General features: G+C 69.0%; 18 protein-coding genes and 2 pseudogenes. 9 read left to right on the top strand and 11 right to left on the bottom strand.

Features of this window, described 5'->3' with window-relative positions; all coding sequences use genetic code 11:
* Positions 1 to 268: 268 nt before the first annotated feature.
* Complete coding sequence (locus QFZ21_RS12120) at positions 269 to 979, bottom strand: ZIP family metal transporter (protein WP_307378172.1); 711 nt, start codon at positions 977 to 979, stop codon at positions 269 to 271.
* Positions 980 to 1,155: 176 nt separating this feature from the next.
* On the opposite strand from QFZ21_RS12120, the gene QFZ21_RS12125 reads away from it, so the two are divergent.
* Positions 1,156 to 2,403, top strand: a complete 1,248-nt coding sequence (locus tag QFZ21_RS12125) for an MFS transporter (protein ID WP_307378173.1) — start codon at positions 1,156 to 1,158, stop codon at positions 2,401 to 2,403.
* A gap of 4 nt (positions 2,404 to 2,407) precedes the next feature.
* Here QFZ21_RS12125 and QFZ21_RS12130 read toward each other — a convergent pair whose 3' ends face one another.
* Together QFZ21_RS12130 and QFZ21_RS12135 are read right to left on the bottom strand one after the other, a co-directional pair.
* Positions 2,408 to 3,208: an NAD(P)H-dependent oxidoreductase gene (locus QFZ21_RS12130; protein WP_307378174.1), complete on the bottom strand. Its 801-nt coding sequence runs from the start codon at positions 3,206 to 3,208 to the stop codon at positions 2,408 to 2,410.
* Positions 3,205 to 4,554, bottom strand: a complete 1,350-nt coding sequence (locus QFZ21_RS12135; protein ID WP_307378175.1) for an MFS transporter — start codon at positions 4,552 to 4,554, stop codon at positions 3,205 to 3,207. Before QFZ21_RS12135 ends, QFZ21_RS12130 begins: the two co-directional genes overlap by 4 nt.
* Before the next feature lie 96 nt (positions 4,555 to 4,650).
* Here QFZ21_RS12135 and QFZ21_RS12140 point away from each other — a divergent pair, with 96 nt between their 5' ends.
* Entirely contained in the window at positions 4,651 to 5,067 is a 417-nt protein-coding gene (locus tag QFZ21_RS12140) for a helix-turn-helix domain-containing protein (protein WP_307378176.1), read from the top strand.
* Here the strand turns inward: QFZ21_RS12140 and QFZ21_RS12145 are convergent.
* Positions 5,048 to 5,641 (bottom strand): hypothetical protein, encoded by a 594-nt coding sequence (locus tag QFZ21_RS12145; protein WP_307378177.1) that lies wholly within the window; start codon positions 5,639 to 5,641, stop codon positions 5,048 to 5,050. The genes QFZ21_RS12140 and QFZ21_RS12145 overlap by 20 nt on opposite strands.
* A 92-nt stretch (positions 5,642 to 5,733) precedes the next feature.
* Here QFZ21_RS12145 and argG point away from each other — a divergent pair, with 92 nt between their 5' ends.
* The 7 genes and pseudogenes from argG (at position 5,734) to QFZ21_RS12175 (ending at position 14,275) form a co-directional block, all read left to right on the top strand.
* Positions 5,734 to 7,167 (top strand): argininosuccinate synthase, encoded by a 1,434-nt coding sequence (argG, locus tag QFZ21_RS12150; protein WP_307378179.1) that lies wholly within the window; start codon positions 5,734 to 5,736, stop codon positions 7,165 to 7,167.
* Between the two features lie 244 nt (positions 7,168 to 7,411).
* The gene (locus QFZ21_RS12155) at positions 7,412 to 8,044 is read left to right on the top strand and encodes a TetR/AcrR family transcriptional regulator (RefSeq protein ID WP_307378181.1); all 633 of its coding nucleotides are present in this window, start codon (positions 7,412 to 7,414) and stop codon (positions 8,042 to 8,044) included.
* The gene (locus QFZ21_RS12160) at positions 8,041 to 8,853 is read left to right on the top strand and encodes a hypothetical protein (RefSeq protein WP_307378182.1); all 813 of its coding nucleotides are present in this window, start codon (positions 8,041 to 8,043) and stop codon (positions 8,851 to 8,853) included. The genes QFZ21_RS12155 and QFZ21_RS12160 overlap by 4 nt, the downstream gene beginning before the upstream one ends.
* A gap of 50 nt (positions 8,854 to 8,903) precedes the next feature.
* A pseudogene (locus QFZ21_RS21085) lies at positions 8,904 to 9,842 on the top strand (YhgE/Pip family protein); the annotation flags it as partial.
* Between the two features lie 61 nt (positions 9,843 to 9,903).
* Positions 9,904 to 10,686: a YhgE/Pip family protein gene (locus QFZ21_RS21090; RefSeq protein ID WP_373426016.1), complete on the top strand. Its 783-nt coding sequence runs from the start codon at positions 9,904 to 9,906 to the stop codon at positions 10,684 to 10,686.
* Between the two features lie 129 nt (positions 10,687 to 10,815).
* Positions 10,816 to 13,482, top strand: coding sequence for a penicillin acylase family protein (locus QFZ21_RS12170; RefSeq protein WP_307378183.1), 2,667 nt, complete (start codon positions 10,816 to 10,818; stop codon positions 13,480 to 13,482).
* Between the two features lie 31 nt (positions 13,483 to 13,513).
* Positions 13,514 to 14,275: an alpha/beta fold hydrolase gene (locus QFZ21_RS12175; RefSeq protein ID WP_307378184.1), complete on the top strand. Its 762-nt coding sequence runs from the start codon at positions 13,514 to 13,516 to the stop codon at positions 14,273 to 14,275.
* An 85-nt stretch (positions 14,276 to 14,360) separates the two neighbouring features.
* Here the strand turns inward: QFZ21_RS12175 and QFZ21_RS12180 are convergent, their stop codons facing one another.
* The 7 genes and pseudogenes from QFZ21_RS12180 to QFZ21_RS12210 form a co-directional block, all read right to left on the bottom strand.
* Positions 14,361 to 15,266, bottom strand: coding sequence for a hypothetical protein (locus QFZ21_RS12180; protein WP_307378186.1), 906 nt, complete (start codon positions 15,264 to 15,266; stop codon positions 14,361 to 14,363).
* A gap of 271 nt (positions 15,267 to 15,537) precedes the next feature.
* Positions 15,538 to 15,927 carry a monovalent cation/H(+) antiporter subunit G gene (gene mnhG, locus QFZ21_RS12185; RefSeq protein WP_307378188.1) on the bottom strand — a complete coding sequence of 130 codons (390 nt, stop codon included), beginning with the start codon at positions 15,925 to 15,927 and terminating at the stop codon, positions 15,538 to 15,540.
* Positions 15,924 to 16,193 carry a monovalent cation/H+ antiporter complex subunit F gene (locus tag QFZ21_RS12190; RefSeq protein ID WP_307378190.1) on the bottom strand — a complete coding sequence of 90 codons (270 nt, stop codon included), beginning with the start codon at positions 16,191 to 16,193 and terminating at the stop codon, positions 15,924 to 15,926. The genes mnhG and QFZ21_RS12190 overlap by 4 nt, the downstream gene beginning before the upstream one ends.
* Positions 16,190 to 16,783, bottom strand: a complete 594-nt coding sequence (locus QFZ21_RS12195) for a Na+/H+ antiporter subunit E (protein ID WP_307378192.1) — start codon at positions 16,781 to 16,783, stop codon at positions 16,190 to 16,192. The genes QFZ21_RS12190 and QFZ21_RS12195 overlap by 4 nt, the downstream gene beginning before the upstream one ends.
* Positions 16,780 to 18,333, bottom strand: a complete 1,554-nt coding sequence (locus tag QFZ21_RS12200) for a Na+/H+ antiporter subunit D (RefSeq protein ID WP_307378193.1) — start codon at positions 18,331 to 18,333, stop codon at positions 16,780 to 16,782. Before QFZ21_RS12200 ends, QFZ21_RS12195 begins: the two co-directional genes overlap by 4 nt.
* A complete protein-coding gene (locus tag QFZ21_RS12205) occupies positions 18,330 to 18,860 on the bottom strand; it encodes a Na(+)/H(+) antiporter subunit C (protein ID WP_307378194.1) in 531 nt (176 codons plus the stop codon). Before QFZ21_RS12205 ends, QFZ21_RS12200 begins: the two co-directional genes overlap by 4 nt.
* A pseudogene (locus QFZ21_RS12210) lies at positions 18,860 to 21,818 on the bottom strand (Na+/H+ antiporter subunit A). Before QFZ21_RS12210 ends, QFZ21_RS12205 begins: the two are co-directional and overlap by 1 nt.
* Positions 21,819 to 21,866 lie beyond the last annotated feature (48 nt).

Raw genomic sequence — 21,866 nt, forward strand, 5'->3', positions numbered from 1 at the left:
TGTCCCGCCAGCATCCTTCAGGTCTTCCCCGAGGGTAACCCGCCAGCCGGGCCCGATCCGGGCCTCGCGCGCCGCCAGGTGGCGGGGGCGCTCGCCGGGCCCGGCCGCCCCCGCTCCCTCGCTCCCTCGCTCCCCCGCTCCCCTGCTTCGGTCGCGATATGTCAGGCATCCGACGGCTGTTTCGATGTATTTTCGCGACGGGAGCCGCAGCCGACGAGAGCCGCAGCCGACGGGAGCGGCAACCGACGGGAGCGGGAGACGGACAGCGTCAGGACGACAGCGCCAGACCTGCGGCGAGCGCGAAGCCGAGCACGGTCGCCAGTCCCGTCAGCTCCTTCGCCTTCGACTGGGCCTCGGGGATCATGGAGTCGACGAGCATCACGAGGAGGGCGCCGGCGGCGAAGCCGTTGGCCGCGGTGCGGAAGACGTCGCCGGTGACCGTCGCCAGCCCGAATCCCGCCACGGTGGCGAGCGCGCAGACGACAGCGACTCCGGCCCACAGCAGCAACACGCGCGAACGACTCATGCCGCCCTTGAGCAGATCGGCGGCGGAACCGATCGATTCCGGCAGGTTCGAGACGAGGATCGCGACGACGAGTGCGATGCTCACCGGCTCCCCGGACGCGAGTCCGATGCCGAGCACGAGCTGCTCCGGGATGCCGTCGAGCAGGGCGCCGACCGCCAGCTGACCGCCGCCCGCTGCTTCCTTCTTCTTCTTCGCGGCCCTGGCATCGAGGATGCGTGCGGCGATGTAGTAGCTCAGTGCCCCGGCGGCGACACCGGCGACGAGCGGCAGGACGCCGCCCCGCTTCAGGCCCTCTTCCCAGAGCTCGAAGGCGATCGACGCCATGAGCGCTCCCGCGCCGAAGCCGAGGACGATGCCGAGCCAGCGCGGCGGCCAGGCCCGCAGGATGGCGAGCACGGCGCCGACGAACAACGGGGATGCGGCAACGGCACCCCACAGCACTGCTTCGCCCATGTCGCACCTCCGTCGAACACTCTGGCACGGAGGGCGGCGGAAAACGGAGACCGTCGATCCGCTCGTCGGCGCGCCGCAGCAGGACACGCCGCGCCGGAATCAGCCCATCTCCGTTTCCCGGATTCCGTACCCCCGTCACGTGCGGCCGTAGGCTGGCGGCACGAAAGGGGCATCCGATGACCGACAGACCGGGCGAGGTCCTCCGCCTCCCCGCTTTCGCTCTGTTCTGGTCATCGTCGACGCTCGGCGCCTTCACCGGGGCGGTGAGCGCCCTCGCCTTCCAGGTGCTGATCGTCAAGACGCTGAATGCCACGCCCCTCGAGATCGGACTGCTGAACGCCGCGAACGTGGTGCCGTACCTGCTGTTCGGCCTGATCGTCGGGGCCCTGATGGACCGGTGGCGCCGCAAGCCGGCGATGGTCCTCGCGAGCATCGGGCGCGCCCTCGTGCTCGGCATGATCCCGGTGCTGTGGGTCACCGACACCCTGACCGTGTGGTCGTTCGGTGGGCTGTTCCTGCTCTTCGGCGCGCTCACCCTCATCGCCGACTCCGCCGCGCAGCCGATGTTGCCCCGGCTCGTACCGCGCAATCAGCTGGTCGCCGCCAACGCCCGCCTCGGTCAGGCAGGGACCGTCGCGCAGACCACCGGGCCGGCCCTCGGCGGCGCGATCGTCAGCTGGCTCGGAGCGCCGATCGCGATCCTCGTCGACGCGGTCGCCTATCTCGTGAGCGCCGTGATGCTGAGCCGCATCCGGGTCGAGGAGCCCAAGGCCGAACGCCGCACCGACGGGCGCCACCTCGGCCACGACATCGTCGAGGGAGTGCGCTGGACGTACTCGCACCGCACCCTCGCCCCCATGGCCGCGTCGGTGAACGTGTGGTTCCTCGGCAACAGCATCGCGCTCACGGCTTTCGTCCCCTACGCACTCCGCGAGCTCGACCTCGGAGCGCTGCTTTTCGGTCTCGTCCTCGCGATGGGCGGAGTCGGCGGATTCCTCGGCGCCGTGCTCGCACCGATGGCCGGGAGGCGCTTCGGAGTCGGTGGTGCGGTGCTCGCCGGGCGCGCGCTCTCAGCGCTCGCCTGGCTCGCGATACTCGTGCTGCCGGCATCCGACAATCTCGCGATCATCGCGATCCCGCTCGGCATCGGGCAGTTCCTGTTCGGCCTGGGCATGGGCCTCGAAGACCCGAACGAGATGGGCTACCGGCAAGCGGTCGCCCCCGACGCCATGCAGGGACGGCTGAACGCCTCCATCCGCACGGTCAACCGGGTCATGTTCCTGATCGGGGCCCTGGTCGCGGGCGGACTCGCCACCGCCTTCGGCTACCGCGTCACCATCGCGGTGGCCGTGGTGATCTTCGTGGTCGCCGCATTCGTCGTGCTTTTCTCGCCGCTGCGCACCGCCCGTCACGAAGACAGCTGACCCCTCAGCGCGCGACGTCGCCTCCCACCCGATGGATGCCGAGATCAGTGCGGCCGGCGAAGATGTCGGAGCGCAGAGCCCTCGTGCCGTGATAGTCGCCGTCCTGAAGGCGGCGGTAGGGCCGATCCTGCGTCTCGGTGCGGATGCCGGCGAGCCGCCGACCGAGGCGATAGACCTCGCGATCGACGTCTGCCGCGTCGAAACCGTCGGCATCGTGCACGACGTGCAGGTCGAGCGGTTCGATCCCGGTGTACCAGAGCGTGCCGTGCGTCACCGGGAAGAGCAGCGAGTCGATGTCTCCGCTGATGCCACGTTCGCCGATCGATCGGTCGTCCTCCCCGGCGGTGACGATGATCAGCGCCCGGCGACCGGCGAGCGGACCGGCGCCGTAGCGCAGCGGCATCCCACTCTCGGGATCGACCGTGCCGTATGCGAACCCGTTCGTGAGCACGCGATCGAACCACCCCTTGAGGATGGCGGGCACCCCGTACCACCACAGCGGGAAGTGGAACACGAGAAGCTCGGCCGCGGCGACCTTGCGCTGTTCCTCGAGCACGTCTTCGGGAAGCTGGCCTGCGGCCTGCGCCTCGCCCATGAGCTCCACGATATTGCCGGCGCGACCGAGGGGCTCGCCGAGATCCTTCGCCGACAGCACCGGGTCGAACCCCTGCGCGTAGAGATCGGTGGTCACCACGTCGTAGTCGCGCTCGAGGGCACGCGTGCCCTCCCGGAAGAGCCGTGCGTTGAACGAGCTCGACTGCGGATGCGCGTGGATCCAGTGCGCGGTCGGGCGCACGGTACTCACGATGCCACCCGCTTCGCGTTGACCAGCGGCAGAATCGCCGCGGCCGCGACAGCGACCGCGGCGATGAGCAGCGCGACCGTGAATCCGCTCGCCGCGAGGATCGAGGAGACCGTTCCGAGCACGGCGATCCCGAGTCCGCCACCGAGCGAGAAGCCCACCTCCTGGATGGCGCCCACCTGGCCGGCATCGTCTTCCGTCGTGACGTCGAACAGCGCCGTCGCGGCGAGCGTCGCGCCGATCCCGAAGCCCAAGCCGACCAGCAGGAGCGGGAGCGCCACCAAGTCGGGGTCGAACGCGAGCCAGGCAAGCCCCACCCCCTGCACGGTCAGCGCGAGCACCGTCAGCACGTTCGCGCTCAGCATCCGCAGGAACACGGGAGCGAGCACGCCCCCGAGCGCGATCGCCACGGCCTGCGGAAGGATCGCGATCCCCGCCTCGGCCGCGCTCTGACCGCGCACATCCTGCAGGTGGAGACTGACGAGCACGACGGATGCCGATGCCACGCCACTGCTCGCGATGATGCGGATGATGGCCGGGCTGAAGCCGGGCACACCGAAGAGTCGCATGTCGATGAGCGGATCCCGCAGCACCCGCTGCCGGCGGATGAAGTAGATGAGGGTCACGACGGCGATCACGCCGGCCACGGCCGCGGGCACGGGAGCGGCGAGCACCTCATGCAGGGCGAAGACCAGCGCCCCGAGGGCGACGATCGACGACAGGATGCTCCGGATGTCCCACGACGCCGGGCGCGAGCTGCGGGAGTCGGGGACCAGCCAGATCGCGAGCACGCCCGCGATGATCGCCAGCGGAACGCTGCCGAGGAGCAGCCAGCGCCATCCCGGCCCTTCGGTCACGATGCCGCCGAGCACCGGACCGAGAGCACTTCCCGCTCCGAACGTCGCCGTCCAGAGCCCGTACGCGAGCACCCGCTCGCGGGCCTGGTAGTGGGCGCCGATCGTGGCGACGACGCCCGCGACGACGAACGCTTCCGCGACGCCGAGCAGAGCCCGGATCACGATCAGCACCAGCCCGTCGTCGGCGAGGCCTCCCACCACGTTCAGGATCGCGAATCCGGCGAGGCCGATCAGCACGATGCGCTTGCGACCGAATGCGTCGCCGATGCGCGCCGCGAGGATGAGGGTGGCCGCGAGCGACAGCGCGTAGATGTCGACGAGCCAGAGCGAGCCGCTGTCGGTGAGAGCGAGGTCGCCGCGGATCGCCGGCAGAGCGGTGGAGACGCTGCTGATCGCGAGGGCGCCGATGAGGATCCCGAGTTGCAGCGGGATCATCGCGAGCCAGGGGTGGCGAAGGGCGCGGGAGGTGGCTATGGGGGTACTGGACGGCACGGTCTCAGTCTGATGTGATGGTACTCAGGGATCAAGTACTGTCATTCCGGTTACATAGTGACGGATCGGATACCAAGGCCAGCGAGAGGCGAGCCGATGAGAGAGAAGACAGAGCGGATCGTTCGCGAGTGGGGCGATGCCTGCGATGCGGAGGTGTCGATCGCCGTCCTCGGCGGCGCCTGGAAGCCCAGCATCCTCTCGCTCCTCGGTGAACACGACGTGCTCCGCTTCGGCGAGCTGCGTCGGCTCCTGCTCGAGCCGACGCCCCGCGTGCTCACCCGGCAGCTGCGCGAGCTCGAGGACGACGGCCTGATCACCCGCGAGGTCTACCGGCAGGTGCCCCCGAAGGTCGAGTACCGGTTGAGCGACCTCGGGCGCGGCGCCGGACCCCTGGTCGACTCCCTCACGCGGTGGGGCGGCGAGTACGCCGCCCATCAGAGGCGGATGCTGGCCGAACCGGCATCCGTCGGGAGCGGTGAGCGTCGGGAGCCGATCAGCGCAGGTCGGGGGTGACGAAAGTCGCCGTGTACTCGACTGTGCACGGCGTCAGGACGTAGACCTTCCCCCACCCCTCGGCCATGAGGAGCGGATCATCCTGCACGAAGCGGGTGCGCCGCTCATCCGCCTCGAGGACCACCCACCCCGAGTCGGTCGTCCACCAGCGCGCCTCGCCCACGACCGGGGTGACGTCTCCCGCAAGGCACCGGCGGTCGCCGTCGGCAGCCCGCTCTCCCGTCCCGAGCATCACCCCGCGGAGCTCCGCCGTGCCGTCCGCATTCAGCGTGAACGCCGCCGCCGTCTCTCCCCCGTCGCGGTCGTGATAATCGACGGGGAATTTCAACTGCGCGGTCATCTCCGATTGCGTCGCCGTGGCGACGCGGAACGATTCCACGCTCACGAATGTGATGACGGCGATCGCGCAGGCGCCGCCGAAGATCCACCAGGCCCGACCGCGGAGATGCGGCTTGTCCCGGATGACCATGAGCACCGCGACCAGACCGAACAGCGCTGCGATGATCAACGCGGTGCCCCACAGCAACAACGAGTAGGCGCCTGGGGAGCCGACGAAGTCTGCTGGTCTTTGCACGCGGTCACGTTATCGACCCCGGCCGCGAGCCGGCTGAGCGTCGTCGTCATGCGGCACGGGGCGACACGCCGCCCGCGGATAGACTGGAAAGCATGTCCAAGGTCCTCCAGTCCCTGCCCGTCGGCGAGCGCGTCGGCATCGCCTTCTCCGGAGGACTCGACACCTCCGTCGCCGTCGCATGGATGCGCGAGAAGGGCGCGGTGCCCTTCACGTACACCGGTGACCTCGGACAGTACGACGAAGACGACATCGAGTCGATCCCGGGCCGCGCGCTCGAATACGGCGCGGAGGCCTCGCGCCTGGTCGACTGCAAGACCGCCCTGGTCGAAGAGGGCCTCGTCGCCCTCTCCTGCGGCGCGTTCCACATCCGCTCCGGCGGCAAGACCTACTTCAACACGACGCCCCTCGGCCGCGCTGTCACCGGAACACTCCTGGTACGCGCGATGAAGGAGGACGGCGTCGACATCTGGGGCGACGGCTCCACCTACAAGGGCAACGACATCGAGCGGTTCTACCGCTACGGCCTGCTCGCCAACCCCCGCCTGCGCATCTACAAGCCCTGGCTCGACGCCGACTTCGTCACCGAGCTCGGCGGCCGCAAGGAGATGAGCGACTGGCTCGTCGCGCGCGACTTCCCGTACCGCGACTCCGCCGAGAAGGCGTACTCGACCGACGCGAACATCTGGGGCGCGACGCACGAGGCGAAGACGCTCGAGCACCTCGACGTGTCGCTCGAGACCGTCGACCCGATCATGGGCGTCAAGTTCTGGGACCCGTCGGTCGCGATCGAGACCGAAGACGTCACCGTCACGTTCGAGGCCGGCCGCCCGGTCGCCCTCAACGGGGTCGAGTATTCCGACCCGGTGGCGCTCGTCATGGAGGCCAACACGATCGGCGGACGCCACGGCCTCGGCATGAGCGACCAGATCGAGAACCGCATCATCGAAGCCAAGTCGCGCGGCATCTACGAGGCCCCGGCCATGGCGCTGCTGTTCATCGCGTACGAGCGCCTCGTCAACGGCATCCTGAACGAAGACACCCTCGCGACCTATCACGAGCAGGGCCGCCGCCTCGGGCGCCTGATGTACGAGGGCCGCTGGCTCGAGCCGCAGTCGCTCATGCTGCGCGAGTCGATCCAGCGCTGGGTCGGCCTCACGATCTCGGGCACCGTCACGATCCGCCTGCGCCGCGGCGACGACTGGACGATCCTCGACACCGTCTCGCCGAACCTGTCGTACGGCCCGGAGAAGCTCTCGATGGAGCGCGTCGGCGATGCGGCCTTCGGCCCGGTCGACCGGATCGGTCAGCTCACGATGCGCAACCTCGACATCGCCGACTCGCGCTCGCGCCTCGAGCAGTACGCGGGACTCGGCCTCATCGGCGGAGCGACCGGCGAGCTCGTCGGCCGCGTGACCGCGGGCGAGTCCGCCGAGATCACCGGTTCGGTCGAGGAAGTCGACGAGAACCTGGCGGATGCCGTCGACACGGCTTCCGAGGGCGCCGCGTTCGACTCCGGCACGGACTGATCCTTCGTCGAGCTCAGGGACCTCTGAGCGGGGGCGGATGCTGCGGCATCCGCCCCCTTTCTCGTGCCGGCTCCCGGCTTCGCCGTGCATAACTCCTCAAGAATTCGGCGTATCGGCACCAGGGAGGCCCCTGCGGCCGGAGAACGCGCGTTCTTGGAGGAGTTGTGCACGCGGTGCGACCCTGACCCTGTGAGTACTCCGAGTTATCTTGCACACATGTGTGCACTATAACTATCCTGGAGGCATGACCACACGTGCACCCCGCCGCGACGCCGTGGAGAATCGCGCCGGCATCCTTGACGCCGCCCGGACGACCCTTTCGACCGACCCGCACGCCTCCGTCGACGTCATCGCCCGCAGCGCTGGCCTCTCGCGCCGCACGCTCTACGGACACTTCGTGGACCGCGACGCCCTGATCCGCGAACTCATCTCGAGCGGAGCCCAGCGCTTCAACGCCATCGCCGCCTCCGTCGACGACCCCGACGCTCGACTCGCCCTCGCCCGCCTCGCTGCACGCCTGTGGCAGGAGGCAGCGCACGTGCAGGTCGCCGCGGCTCTCGCCCTCGACGAGGCGCACGTCGAGCACACGGCCACGGCCCTCGCTCCGTTGCGGCGCACGGTCGCCGCACTCGCCCGACGCGGTCAGGAAGACGGCAGCTTCCGCACGGACCTCGCCGCCCCCACCCTCGCCCGCCTGATCGAGGAGATGGCACGCACCGTCGTCTCGCGGACGGATGCTGCCACCACCGGAGCCGCGAACGTCGCAGTGCGCACCGTGCTCAGCATCGCCGGACTGTCGTGGCGCGAAGCCGATGAACTGCTCGCCGCGCACCCCGACATCGTCGCCCCTCTCACCGAAGAGGAGGCACACGCATGAGGATCACGCTGCAGGACGTGAGCAAGGGCCGCGGGGGCCAGGCGCTTCCGATCACGAGCCTCGAGTTCCATACCGGGGCCGTGCGCTTCGCACTCGCCGAGACCGAGCAGCGCCCCACCGTCCTCGGGCTGATCGCCAGCGGACGGATGCGGTCCGACTCCGGCCTGGTGACCATCGACGGCACCGCGAATGCCAAGGAGCTGCGGCGGCGAGTCGCCCTGGTCGATGCGCCGGCGGTCAGCGATCCGCACGCGGACATCACGCTGGCCGGTGTCGTCGGCGAAGAGCTGATGTTCGCCGGCGTCGGCGCGACCCCCATCCACGCACGCCGATGGCTCGCACAGCTCGGCTTCGCCGAACTCGCGTCCGTTCCGATCGGCAGCATCGATCCCGCGGCCCGCGTGCGGATCCTCTGCGAACTCGCGGTCCTGCGCGAGGGCGTCGAGGCCATCGTGCTCGTGTCGCCCGACCGGCACGGCGGCAGCCCCGACGGCTGGTGGCGCATCGCCGGAGAGTTCGCCGACCGCGGCTACGCCATGCTCGTCATCGTCGGGGGCTCCGCCGCCGTCGCCCTGGAGCGGATGCAGGAGTTCGACGCGGTCAATGCCTCCGGCCCGATCGCACCGCTCGTGCTCGGGGGCCCGGCGCCCGCCGACGCGGGCGATGCGGAACCGGATGCTGAGACGGACGCCCTTCGTCTCGCTCCGCTCGCTCAGGAACCGGATACCTGGGTCGCTGAGCCCGTCGAAGCGTCGGAACAGCAAGAACCGCCCACCGAAGAACCGACCGAGAACGGAGGCGCACGATGAAGGTTCCCGCCATGATCGGCGCCGAGCTGCGGCGTCTCACCGCGAGCAGGATGGGAATCATCGCGCTCATCGCGCTCGTGTGCGTGCCGATCCTCTACGGCGGGCTCTACCTGTGGGCGAACCAGGATCCCTACGCGAAGTTCCCCGAAGTGCCGGTGGCGCTGGTGGTCGACGACGAGGGCGCCCCGGCGGCCGCGTCCTCCACCGGTGACGCGAACCCCGAGACCGTGAACTACGGCGAGGACGTCGCCGACAACCTCATCGACGGCAACGCCTTCGACTGGCAGCGGATGACGGCGACCGAAGCGGCCGACGCCCTGCGCGAGGGCACAGTGGACTTCACGGTGACGATCCCCGCGGACTTCTCGTCCGCGCTCACCTCGGCCGCGGGCGACGACCCGCACCAGGCCCGCATCGACCTCGAAACCAACGACGCGAACAACTACCTCGCCTCGTCGATGGGCACGCAGGCGGTGGAGAAGATCCGCAGCTCCGTGGCCGAGATGGTCGGCAGCGAGGCTGCGGAGCGCCTGCTCACCGGGCTGAGCGATGTGCGCGACAGCCTCATCACCGCGACCGACGGAGCCACGAAGCTCACCGACGGGGCGAACAGCGCCGCATCCGGCAGCTCCTCCCTCGCCGACGGCACCGCGAAACTCGCCGACGGTACGGCACAGCTCGCGACGGGCGCGCGGACCCTCGCCGACGGCGCCGCACAGGTGAGCGCGGGCAACCGCCAGCTCGCCGATGTCGCCGATCGCGCGGGCTCCGCCGTGCAGCAGGCCGCCGACGCGCTGCCACAGGCGCGCACCGACATCGCTGACCTGCTCGCCGAGCAGGGACTCACCCAGGCTGAGATCGACGACGTGCTCGCCCGCCTCGATCCGCTGGCGGCGCGGCTGCAGGACGGCAACAACAGGGTCCAGACCGCTGTCGACAAGGTCGATCAGCTCGCGGCCGGCGCGGCATCCGTCGCCTCCGGCGCCTCCGAGCTGGCGACGGGCGCAGGCACGGCGGCATCCGGAGCCGCGGCGGCCCACACGCGGGGCCGTGCAGCTGCGCGATGGCTTGGGCACGCTCGCGTCGGGCACTGCCGAGCTGCGCGACGGTCTCTCCGACGGGGTCGACCAGATCCCGGCATCCACCCCGGACCTGCGCTCGCTGCAGGCCGACACGATCGCCGATCCGGTGAAGGTGTCGAGCGACAAGGTCGCCTCGGCCGAGGACTACGGCGCAGGCCTCGCGCCGTTCTTCGCAGCGCTCTCGGCCTGGATCGGCATCTACGCCCTCTTCCTCATCGTCAAGCCGATCTCGCGCCGGGCGATCACAGCCCTGCACTCGCCGATCCGCATCACGCTGGCCGGATGGTTGACGCCGGCGTCGCTCGGAGCGGTGCAGATGGTCGGCCTGATGGGTATCCTCGCGATCACCCTCGGCTTCACGTTCGACAACCCGATCGGAACGCTCGGGGTCATGGTGTTCGCCTCGGCGACGTTCGCGGCGATCATCCTCGCCCTCAACGTCTGGCTCGGCTCGGTCGGGCAGTTCCTCGGGCTGGTGCTGATGGTGCTGCAGCTCGTCACCGCGGGGGGTACGTTCCCCTGGCAGACGCTGCCCGCGCCGCTCGCAGCGCTCCACCATGTCCTGCCGCTGGGCTACGTCGTCGACGCGATGCGCCAGCTCATGTACGGCGGCGACCTCTCCCGAGCCGGGTGGGATCTCGCGGTGCTCGGGATCTGGCTCGTCGGCGCTCTGCTCCTCGCAATGATCGGCGTGACGCGGATGACCCACCGACGCACCCTTCGCGATCTGCAGCCCAGCCTGATCGGGTGATGACAGCCTGGCGCGAGACGCCCCGCGCCAGGCTGTGGGACGGATAGGATGCGAGAGCGCGAACCTGAAACGCGTACTGGGGCTCGGTGGGACTGAGTTCCACCTGGCTACCCGAAGGTGTGCTCGACGATGACGACCGATTCCCAGGCGATTGCCGTTCCGTCGCGCCCTTCGTTGGGCGCTCGCATCGGACGCATCGCGTTCCTCGTCATCGCCGGGATCGTCGTGATCGCCGTCGCCGCCGCCTTCTTCCTCACCTGGACCATTCAGCGCTCCTTCCCGCAGACCGACGGCAGCGTCACGCTGAACGGCCTGAAGGCGGAGGTCACGGTGCAGCGCGACGCCCGCGGCATCCCCACCATCACCGCCGACACGACCCACGACCTCTTCTACGCCGAGGGCTTCGTGCACGCGCAGGATCGCTTCTTCGAGATGGACTTCCGCCGCCACGTCACGGCCGGCCGCGTCGCCGAGATGTTCGGCGAATCGCAGGCCGGGACCGACGCATTCCTGCGCACGCTCGGCTGGCGCAAGGTCGCCGAAGCCGAGGTGGATGCGATGGACGACGTCACCCGCGGCTACTACGAGTCCTACGCCGACGGCGTGAACGCCTACCTCGCTTCGCGCTCCGGTGCGGAGTTGTCGCTCGAATATGCCGTCATCGGCATGCAGAACCCCGACTACGACCCTGAGCCCTGGGAGCCCGCCGATTCGGTGGCTTGGCTCAAGGCGATGGCGTGGGATCTGCGCACCAACGTCGAGGATGAGACGGAACGCGCGCTGCTCGCCGCCGAGCTCGAGACGGGCGGATCGGATGCTGACGCCGACACCTCCTCGATGCTGGAGAAGCTCTATCCCGACTACCCGTTCGACGACAACCCGGTGATCGTGCCGAAGATCTCGACCGTTCCGTCGCTGGGCACCGATGTCGAGCCGGTCGCGTTCGTCCCTTCCGAACAGGACGCCGAGTTCCGGCAGGCCGTCACGACCGTCGACTGGGAGGAGACGTCGAGTGTTCTCGAGGCGGCGAGCCTCCTGGTCGGCAACGTCGGAGAAGGCATCGGCTCGAACTCGTGGGTCGTGTCGGGCGAGCTCACCGAGAGCGGCTTGCCGCTCCTCGCCAACGATCCGCACCTCGGGGCGTCCCTTCCCTCGGTCTGGTACCAGGTGCAGCTCAAGTGCTCGACGGTCGACGAGGCGTGCCCGTTCGACGTCGGCGGCTTCTCGTTCTCGGGTCTGCCCGGCATCGTGATCGGGCACAACCAGAAGGTCGCCTGGGGGTTCACGAACCTGACCACCGACGTCACCGACCTCTATGTCGAACGCGTCCAGGGCGACGAGTACTGGCGGGACGGCGCGCTCGTCCCTCTCGAGGAGAGCACCGAGACCATCAAGGTCGCAGGGGGCGACGACATCGAGCTGACGATCCGCTCGACCGTGCACGGCCCGATCATCTCCGGACTCACCGACGACTTCACCGCCATCGCCGACGACCCGCAGCCGGGGTTGGCGGTCGGTGACGCGCCCCCCGCTTCCCCGGAGGGTCCCGCCGAGGCGACGGATGATGCGGAGTACGCGCTGAGCCTGCGCTGGACCGCGCTCGACCCGGGCACCGCCGCGACGGCGATCTTCGCCCTCTCGACCGCCCAGGACTTCGACGACTTCCGCGCCGCGGCATCCCTCTTCGACGTTCCGGCGCAGAACCTCGTCTACGCCGACACCGAGGGCAACATCGGATACCAGACGCCCGGACGGCTGCCGATCCGCGGAGCCGGCGACGGATGGATGCCGCAACCGGGATGGGACAGCAGCTACGACTGGACCGGCTTCATCCCGTTCGAGGAGCTGCCGGTGTCGTACAACCCGAGCTCGGGGTACATCGTCACCGCGAACAACGCGATCGTCGGCGACGACTACGAGTACTTCCTGTCCCGCGACTGGGACTACGGCTACCGGGCGGCGCGCATCGCGCACCTCATCGAGCGTCGAGCTGCCACCGCGCCGCTGACCTCGGAGGACATGCGCGACATCCAGATGGACGGCGAGATGTGGATCGGCAAGCATCTCGCGAGCGTGATGGGCGATGTCGAGGTCGACGGCACCGGACCTCGCGAGGCGGTCGATCTGCTTCGCTCGTGGGACGCGCAGAACAAGGCCTCCTCTCCCGCCGCGGCGTATGCCAACGTGCTGTGGTCGAATCTCGTGCAGAACATCTTCGCCGAGCGCGCGGAGCCGCTGCCGATCGAGGGCCAGGGCCGTCTCTTCACCGTCGTCGCGGCGATGCTGGAGAATCCGGCCGACCCGCTGTGGAGCAACCCGCAGCTCGACGTCGACGGGATGGACGAGATGCTCGCGCTGTCGGCCGAGGAAGCCTACGACGAACTCGCTGCCGCGCAGGGCGAGGCGGTCGCCCGCTGGAACTGGGGCGAGCTGCACGCGATCACGCTGACCAGCGACACCCTCGGCACCTCGGGGATCGCGCCCATCGAAGCGCTGTTCAACCGCGGCCCGTTCCCGGTGGGGGGCGGCGCCTCGGTCGTGAACGCGACCGGCTGGGACCTCGGCACCTCGTACGCGACGACCACGGTGCCGTCGATGCGCATGGTGGTCGACCTCGCCGACTTCGACGACTCCACCTGGATCCAGCTCACCGGAGCCTCCGGGCACGCCTTCGACGAGCACTACATCGACCAGACCGGCGATTGGGCCACCGGCATCCAGAAGCCGTGGGCGTTCAGCGCCGATGCCGTCGACGCGGCGGCGACCGAGACCCTGGTGCTGAAGCCGGCCGGGTGATCCGCTCAGCCGCGTCGACTACCGTTGACGCGTGCCGAACAGCTACCTCGCCCCGAAGGGCACCCCCGTCACCCTGCTCGAATACGAGTACGGCGGGGCGACCCTGATCGCCGAGTCCTTCGGCGAGGGCGAGCACACCTTCCTGCTGCTGCACGGCATCGGCATGGGGCGCAGCGTCTATCTCGACGTGGTGCAGCGTCTGCGCGGACGGGTCATCGCGCTCGATCTGCCCGGGTTCGGCGAGGCGCCGGAACCGACGCGCAACCTCACGATGGAACGGCACGCCGACCTCGTCGCGGCCTACCTGCGGCACGTCGAGGCCGACCCGGTCGTGGTGATCGGCCACTCGATGGGGAGCCAGATCGCGGCGGAGCTCGCGGCGCGGCATCCGTCACTCGTGGCGGGCGTGATCCTCGCCGGGCCGACCGTCGACAAGGCCGCGCGCAACGTCGCAGCGCAGGCCCGATACCTCCTGACCGATCTGGTCGGCGAGCGGCCGCTGGTGATCTGGCGCGGCGCGAGGGAGTACCTCCGCGGCGGCCCGCATCTGATCCGCAAGATCAAGGCGACGATCGTGCACGAGCCGGAAGACGCGTTCCGCCGCATGGACTGCCCCGTGCTGGTGCTGCGCGGCGAGGACGACCCGCTGGCGCCGATGAGCTGGTGCCAGGCGATCCTCGACGCGATTCCCGGCGCCGAGCTGAAGGTGATCCCCGACCACGGTCACGGCACCCTGATCAGCGACTCCGCCCCGGCCGCCCGCTACATCCAGGACTTCGCCGAGAGCCTCTGAGGCACGGGCGGCCTCGGTGCCAGCGCCTCACCGTTCACAATTCAGCCAGAATTCGCGCGACGCGCTCCACCCGAGCCGTTCTGCGTCATCGACGGGCTTTCTTGCTGAATTGTGAACGCCGACCGTCGGTGAACCTTGGGCCGAGCACCTCGATGATCTCCCGCAACGCCTGCTGCACGGTCGTTTTGTCGCCGAGGATGTCCGCAGCCAGAGGTCGAACCGTGATGTACCCCAGGCGGGCGGCCGCCAGATCCCGCTGTCGGTCGTCCTGCTGCTTCTGCCAGCCCTCGTGGAACTCCTTGCTGTCGCATTCGATGATCAGCCACCCTTCGACGACGAAGTCGACGCGGCCGACCCCGACGATGAGCACCTGCGTCTCGTAGGCGACGCCGATGGTGCGCAGCATCAGGCGCACGAACGTCTCGGGGCCCGACTCCGCTGAGCCGTCGACAAGCGGACGCAATACCTGGAATCGCGCGGGCAGTCCCTCGAAGACTCTGTCGAGTCGAGGCATCGTCATCAGTCGGTGGTGCACGAGGCTATCCAAGGTGGCGACAGCCGCACGTGGTTCCTGGCACCGCACCGCATGACGGACTGCGTCGACCAACGGCGCGACGTGGAGCAGGGCAGGCACAATCGACGAGCGGTTCCAGTGATAGGTGACCTCCCGCACCTTCGATGCGCGCAGCCGAGAGCTTCCTCGCGTGACGAACACATGCAGTCCTCTGGGTCGGTGCACGAAAACACCCATCAGCGCGAGCAGGGAGAGGCACGTCAGCCGCCCTCCGATCCGCACGGCCTCCACGATGCCCTCATCCGCTGCGGGCAGGAGATACCGATCACGGCGGACGTGCTGAAGGGTGCCTTGGCGCACGGTCAGTGCGATCGCTCGGCCGGACATACCTCGCGCGATAAGGTCTGCGCGCGTGAACGCGATCCGCGAATAGACGGTCGCCGCGCGTTGCCGCACGGTCTGCTTCTCATCAGTCATCAGAGAAGTGTGCGAACCTCCCACTCCATCCGGGCCGCGGATCCGCCTGTTGTGAACGAGAAGCCGTCCAGTGGCCCTCAGTGCAGAAGCGGTGGCAGCGCCGCACCTGGTTCACAACTCAGTCAGAACTCCGCAGGTTCGGGCCTCAGGGGCCTGCGAGCGCCGTCAGGCCAGATTCTGGCTGAATTGTGAACGCCCGACGGTCGTGACGAGGAGTTGTTAACCAGGCCGGGCCGCCACCCCAGCACCAGCCACCCCGGCCCACCCCGACCTACCCCGCGGCGGGCGGGGTCTGCTTCGACTCGGCGAGTTCGTCGACGACGAGGCCGCGCTGATCGGTCGTGCCGTTGCGGTACGCCTGCCGGCCGACCATGTGCGCCGAGAGCGGGGCCGTGGCGAACTGCATCAGCACGATCGGGGCCACCAGTACGAGCCCGAGCAGGATGCCGCCGACCGAGCGCTGCGACAGCGCGATGGCGAGACAGATGAGCACGAGGCCGAGCACCTGCGGCTTGGTGGCCGCGTGCAGGCGGGAGGGGACATCCCGGAAATGCAGCAGTCCGACCGCGGCCGACAGGCACAGCAGGGCGCCGAGCAGGATGAGGATGAGCACCGCCCAGTCGATGACGGCATCCGGGATCATGAGACCGAGCACGTTCATTGCGTCGTGTTGTCCCTTCTCGCGACGAACCGGGCGACGGAGATCGATCCGAACACCCCGATCGCGGCGATGATCAGCAGCACCGGGATGCTGCGGGTGTGCCCGTTGATCGCCATCTCGGCGCCGAGCACGCACATCACCTCGGTGAGCAGCACGTCGGAAGCCACGGCGCGGTCGAGGATAGACGGGCCCCGCACGATGCGGATCACGGCGAGGATCGCGGCGATGCCGAACACCACCATGATCACCATCAGCAGAATGTTCATCGGGCACCGCCTCTCGATGGCCGTGTGAGCCGACCCGCCCGCTGATCGGCCTTGAGGGCACGGTACTGCTCCGGGTCGCCGAGGGCGCGGACGATGCGCTCCTCCCACAGCAGCACGTGCTCGCGCTGATGTTCGACGTCCTCTGCGGTGCGCACGCCGATCACATGGAGGTAGAGGATGCGGCGGTCGCGGTCGGCTTCGACGATGAGCGAACCGGGGATGAGCGACGAGGTGACGGCGACGTGCGTCATCACCAGGTCGTCGGCGTAGCGCAGCGGCACGGCGATGATGGCGGCGCCCGGCTGCTGCCGGAAGTCGAAGACCTGGATGGTCACGGCCAGCGCGCCGCGCAGCACCGCGAACAGGAACGAGATCGTGAACACGACCGCGTACCAGAGGTTGATGCGCCCCGACAGCGCGACCGTCGGCAGGCGGAACACGCGCGTGACGAAGACCGCGACGACGAGGCCGCTCAAGAACGACAGCACCGTGAACTGCGCCCACAGCAGCATCCAGAGCACGACGAGCCAGGCGAGGAAGGGCAGCTGCACGCGGATGTCGCGCCAGAGGTGACGACGGGTGTCTCTCATCCGTTCACCTCGTCTTCCAGCTGTTCGAGGTTCACCGGCTGCAGCAGTCCCGCGCCGATGCGGTCGCAGAGCGCGTAGAGGGGTCCTGCGAAGATCGTCAGCGCGAGGGTGACGCCGACCATCCCTCCGGTCGCGAGGGTCATGATCTTCGGGATGCGGCGCTTCTTCTGCTGGTCGTCGGCCGCGGGTGCGTTGCCGAGGTAGGAGATGCGGCCCTCGGTCTCGGTCGAGTCCTCCTCCTCGCGCCAGAACGCCAGGTTCCACGCACGCATCAGGGCGTAGAGGGTGAGCAGCGACGTGACGATTCCGCCGATGATGAGCACGATCATCAACGGGGTGCCGACGGATGCCGCGGCCTCGAACAGCGCGAACTTGCCGATGAATCCGGAGAAGGGCGGCAGGCCGCCGAGGTTGATGGCCGGCACGAAGTAGAGCACGGCGATCACCGGCGCGACCTTCATCAGCCCCTTCACCCGGAGGATCGAGGTGCTCCCGGCTCGACGTTCCACGAGTCCGACCGCGAGGAACAGGGTCGTCTGCACGACGATGTGGTGGACGATGTAGTAGACCGTCGCGCCGATCGCGGCGGGCGTCGCGATCGCCAGGCCGAAGATCATGTACCCGACGTGGCTCACGAGCGTGAACGACAGGATTCTCTTCAACTCCGCCTGCGCGACGGCGCCGAGCACCCCGATGATCATGGTCGCCAGCGCAATGATGAGCAGGACCGTATCGATGCTGTTCGACGCGAAGAGCTGCGTCTCGGTGCGGATCAGCGCGTAGACGCCGACCTTCGTCAGCAATCCGGCGAACACCGCGGTGACCGGAGCCGGGGCGGTCGGGTAGGAGTCCGGCAGCCAGAACGACACCGGGAAGATGGCCGCCTTGATGCCGAAGGCGATCACGAGCATGAGGTGCAGCACGAGCTGCGTCTCCTGCGGGAGCTCCGCCATCCGCTCGGCGATCTGGGCCATGTTCACGGTGCCGAGCGCGCCGTAGATCATCGCGATCGAGGCGAGGAACAGGATCGACGAGACCAGCGAGACGACGATGTAGACCGCACCGGTGCGGATGCGGGATTCGGTGCTCCCGAGGGTGATCAGCACGTACGAGGCGACGAGCAGGATCTCGAAGCCGACGTAGAGGTTGAACAGGTCGCCCGCGATGAACGCGTTGAAGATGCCCGCCGCGAGGATCAGGTACGAGGGGTTGAAGATCGAGATGGGGGTCTCGTCGGCGCCGTCCGCGACGCCCTGACCGATCGAGAAGAGGAGGACGGCGAGCAGCACGATGCTCGAGACGAGCACGAGGAGCGCTGCCAGCCGGTCGACGTACAGCACGATGCCGAACGGCACCGGCCAACCGCCCACCGACACCGCGAGCGGGGCCCCGGCGTCGACGACCACGAGCAGCACGGCCGCGATCACCGACACGATGGCGAGCGTGGCGACGGTGACGAACACCTGCAGGCGAGCGTTCCGGCCGAACACCAGGGTGACGGCGGCGCCGAGGAGCGGAAGGGCGACGAGCAGCGGGACGAGTACGGTCATGACTTGTCCTCCCCGCTCTCGGGCCGTTCGTCCGCAGCATCGAACGGGGCGTCGTCATGGATCGAGGGGTGGTCGCGCATGTGCAGCACCGTGATCGGGGCGGTCTGCACGCCCACGAAGTCGGTGGTGGCCTCCTCTTCGAGATTCGCGTCGTCCTCGAGGACGTCTTCGTCGGCGTCGGTGCGCTCGCGCAGGGCGATGTCGGCCGCGTCGTCCTCGACGGTGTCGGCCTGGCCCAGCTGCCACGAGCGGTAGATCAGCGCGAGCAGGAAAGCCGAGACGGCGAACGTGATCACGATGGCCGTGAGGGTCAGGGCTTGGGGCAGCGGATCGCTCATCCGGCCCTCGGTGCCGAAGAACGGTGCGGTGCCCGGCACGCCCATCACGACCAGCAGCAGCAGGTTGGTCGCGTTGCCGAGCAGCAGGAAGCCGATGAGCACGCGGGTCAGGCTGCGTTCCAGCATTGCGTAGACACCGCAGGCGAACAGGACCGCCATGACGATGATCAGGGTGAGCGAGACGTCCATCAGGCGCGCACCCCGCTCTCGGTGGGGCTCTCGGAGGGGCGGAACGCCGACTGCCGATCGACCTCGGCGCCGAGGCTCCGCAGCACGTCGAGGACCAGGCCGATCACGACGAGGTAGACGCCGACGTCGAAGATCGTCGAGGTCACGAACTCCATGTGGCCGATGCCGGGGATCTCCCACTCCCAGAACGAGCTGGTGAGGGGTGCGAGACCGAAGAAGAGCGGCACGACCGCCGTCCCGACGGCGAGGATCAGGCCCGTGCCCAGCAGGCGTCCGGCATCCGTCGGCGCGGCGGCGCCAAGCTCCCACCGACCGCCGGCGATGTAGCGCATGACCAGTGCCATGCCCGCGACCAGACCGCCGGCGAACCCGCCGCCGGGGAGGTTGTGGCCGGCGAAGAGCAGGAAGATCGAGACCACGATGATGGTGTGGAAGAGGATGCGGACGATGACCTCGAGCAGGATCGAACGGTTCTCGGGCTTCATCTTCTGACCGCCGACGAGCCAGGCCCGCGGGCTGTCCTCGTTCTCGGAGGTCTGGAAGCGGATGCCCTCGGTGGTCTCGACGAGCGGGCGGCTACGGGCGGCTTTGCGCGTGGCGCGCGGGAGGACCTTCGTCGCGGCCAGCAGATCGGCGCGGTGCGTGACGAACACGAGCGAGGCCACACCTGTCGCGGCGAGCACGAGCACGGACAGCTCGCCCATCGTGTCCCAGCCGCGCAGGTCGACGAGCGCGACGTTGACGACGTTCTTGCCGTGGCCGATCTCGTACGCGAGTTTCGGGAACGAATCGGAGATCGGTTCGGCGATCCGGGACTGGGTGGCCACGACGGCCACGAACGCCATCGTGACCCCGACCCCGATCGCGAGCAGGGCGCGCGGGATGCGGCTGACCGAGGCGTTGTGCTCGCCCATGCGGGCGGGGAGCCGGCGCAGCACGAGAGCGAAGGTGACCATGGTGACGGTCTCGACCAGGATCTGCGTGAGCGCGAGGTCGGGGGCGCCGCTGGTCGCGAAGAGCGCGACCATGCCGAGACCCGTGACCGAGACCAGCACCACGCCGGTGTACCGCTTCTGGGCGCGCACGGCGAAGACTCCGGCGACGGCCATGATCGGCGCCACCGCGATCTGCGCGGGTGTGTGCCAGGCGGAGAGGTTGTAGCGGTCGACGTCGCTGGCGATCAGCGCCGTGACCTCGGCGGCCACGAACACCACGAAGATCGTTCCGACGTACACGGGCAGCGAACCGCGCTGGGTGAGCGTGGTGCTGAGCACCGAGAGGCGGTCGACCCCGCGCACGACGAGGTAGTAGGCGTCCGCACCCGTGAACGGCAGCATCCGAGGCTTGCGATCCCACCGCGTGCGTCGGGTGAGCAGGAAGAGGCCGATGCCGAGGAGGACCGTCAGGATCGAGATGCCGAGCGCCGGCTCGAGCCCGTGCCAGAGCGCGAGGTGGCCGGGGCCCTCGACCGCTTCTCCCGCGGCATCGAGCCCGGGCGTCGCGGTGACGGCATAGCCCTGCAGCGCGATGTCGATCGGCGGGTGCTCCGATCCCGGCGGCGAGCGTGACGCCGGCGAGGATGATCGGAGCGGAGAGGAATCCGACCGGAGGGTCGGGCCAGGCGGTGTCGGGGAGGCGCTCACCCTGGTCGTCGCGCTTCTTCCAGAATGCGCCCCAGAGGAAGCGCGCGCCGTATGCCGCGGTGAGCATGGAGCCGAGGCTGACGCCGATGATCGCGACCAGCCCCCAGGCCGAGCCGCCCTGCGCGTCGTGGAGCAGCGCCGTGAGCGTCGACTCCTTCGCGACGAAGCCGAGGGTCGGTGCGATGCCGGCCATCGACGCGACCGAGATGAATGCCGCTGTCGCCATGACGGGGGCCTGCCGACCGACACCCGAGAGCTCGGTGATGTCACGCGTGGAGAGCTGGCGGTCGATCACCCCCACGATGAGGAAGAGCGCGGACTTGAACAGCGCGTGGCCGAGCACGAGGGCGAGGCCGGCGAGAGCCGTGGCCTGCGTGCCGTAGCCGATCACCAGTGCGAAGAAGCCGAGCTGGCTGACCGTTCCGAAGGCGAGGATGCGCTTGAGGTCGGTCTCGCGCAGCGCCTGGATGCCGCCGAGAAGCATGGTCACGATGCCGAGGGTGATGACGATCGGCCGCCAGGGAGCGCTGAACGCGAAGATCGGGGCGAACCGCGCGATGAGATAGATGCCGGCCTTCACCATGGCCGCGGCGTGCAGGTATGCGCTCACCGGGGTGGGGGCGGCCATCGCGCCGGGCAGCCAGAAGTGGAAGGGGAAGAGAGCCGACTTGCTGATGGCGCCGATCAGCAGCATGACGATCGCGGCGTCGACGATCGGTCCGGTCGGGGCGATCTCGAGTATCTCGCGGATGCTGGACGTGCCGGCATCCACCACCAGCAGCACGACCCCCACGAACATCACCAGACCGCCGAGGGTGGTGACCAGCAGGGCCTGCAGCGCGGCTCGTCGGCTGACCGCACGACGTCGGTAATGACCGATGAGGAGGTACGAGAGGATGCTCGTCACCTCCCAGAACATCACGAGCATCACCAGGTCGTCGGTGAGGACCAGCCCGTACATCGCGCCGGCGAAACCGAGCAGCACGCCCGCGAACTGGCCGATGCCGGCCGAGTCGTCGAGGAAATACCAGCGGCAGTACAGCAGCACCAGCGCGCCGACGCCCGTCACGATCAGGGTGAGGACCCATCCCAGGACGTCCATGTTCATCGACAGGTTCAAACCGAGCTGCGGAATCCAGGAGACGGAGACGTAGGGCGTCGAGCCGTCGAGGACGTCGGGGGTGCGCACCAGCGCATGGACGAATGCCGCGGCGGGAATGAGAGCCGCGATGATGAATGCCTGAGACCCCAGCCAGCGCACCAGCACGGGCATCAGCAGCGACCCGAGGAGGAAGACGGCGAGGAGCGTCAGCATATACGCGGCTCCCTCGGGGCTCGTCGGCCGAATGGCACAGGCGGGCGG

The organism is Microbacterium sp. W4I20, assembly GCF_030816505.1.
Taxonomy (GTDB): domain Bacteria; phylum Actinomycetota; class Actinomycetes; order Actinomycetales; family Microbacteriaceae; genus Microbacterium.

Bases quoted from the DNA above. Each gene is read 5' to 3' on its own strand.
- QFZ21_RS12155 (WP_307378181.1), top strand. From the start codon at position 7,412: ATGACCACACGTGCACCCCGCCGCGACGCCGTGGAGAATCGCGCCGGC.
- QFZ21_RS12170 (WP_307378183.1), top strand. From the start codon at position 10,816: ATGACGACCGATTCCCAGGCGATTGCCGTTCCGTCGCGCCCTTCGTTG.
- QFZ21_RS12195 (WP_307378192.1), bottom strand. From the start codon at position 16,783: ATGAGAGACACCCGTCGTCACCTCTGGCGCGACATCCGCGTGCAGCTG.
- QFZ21_RS12205 (WP_307378194.1), bottom strand. From the start codon at position 18,860: ATGGACGTCTCGCTCACCCTGATCATCGTCATGGCGGTCCTGTTCGCC.
- QFZ21_RS12120 (WP_307378172.1), bottom strand. From the start codon at position 979: ATGGGCGAAGCAGTGCTGTGGGGTGCCGTTGCCGCATCCCCGTTGTTC.
- mnhG (WP_307378188.1), bottom strand. From the start codon at position 15,927: ATGAACGTGCTCGGTCTCATGATCCCGGATGCCGTCATCGACTGGGCG.
- QFZ21_RS12160 (WP_307378182.1), top strand. From the start codon at position 8,041: ATGAGGATCACGCTGCAGGACGTGAGCAAGGGCCGCGGGGGCCAGGCG.
- argG (WP_307378179.1), top strand. From the start codon at position 5,734: ATGTCCAAGGTCCTCCAGTCCCTGCCCGTCGGCGAGCGCGTCGGCATC.
- QFZ21_RS12140 (WP_307378176.1), top strand. From the start codon at position 4,651: ATGAGAGAGAAGACAGAGCGGATCGTTCGCGAGTGGGGCGATGCCTGC.
- QFZ21_RS12190 (WP_307378190.1), bottom strand. From the start codon at position 16,193: ATGAACATTCTGCTGATGGTGATCATGGTGGTGTTCGGCATCGCCGCG.
- QFZ21_RS12200 (WP_307378193.1), bottom strand. From the start codon at position 18,333: ATGACCGTACTCGTCCCGCTGCTCGTCGCCCTTCCGCTCCTCGGCGCC.
- QFZ21_RS12180 (WP_307378186.1), bottom strand. From the start codon at position 15,266: ATGACTGATGAGAAGCAGACCGTGCGGCAACGCGCGGCGACCGTCTAT.
- QFZ21_RS12125 (WP_307378173.1), top strand. From the start codon at position 1,156: ATGACCGACAGACCGGGCGAGGTCCTCCGCCTCCCCGCTTTCGCTCTG.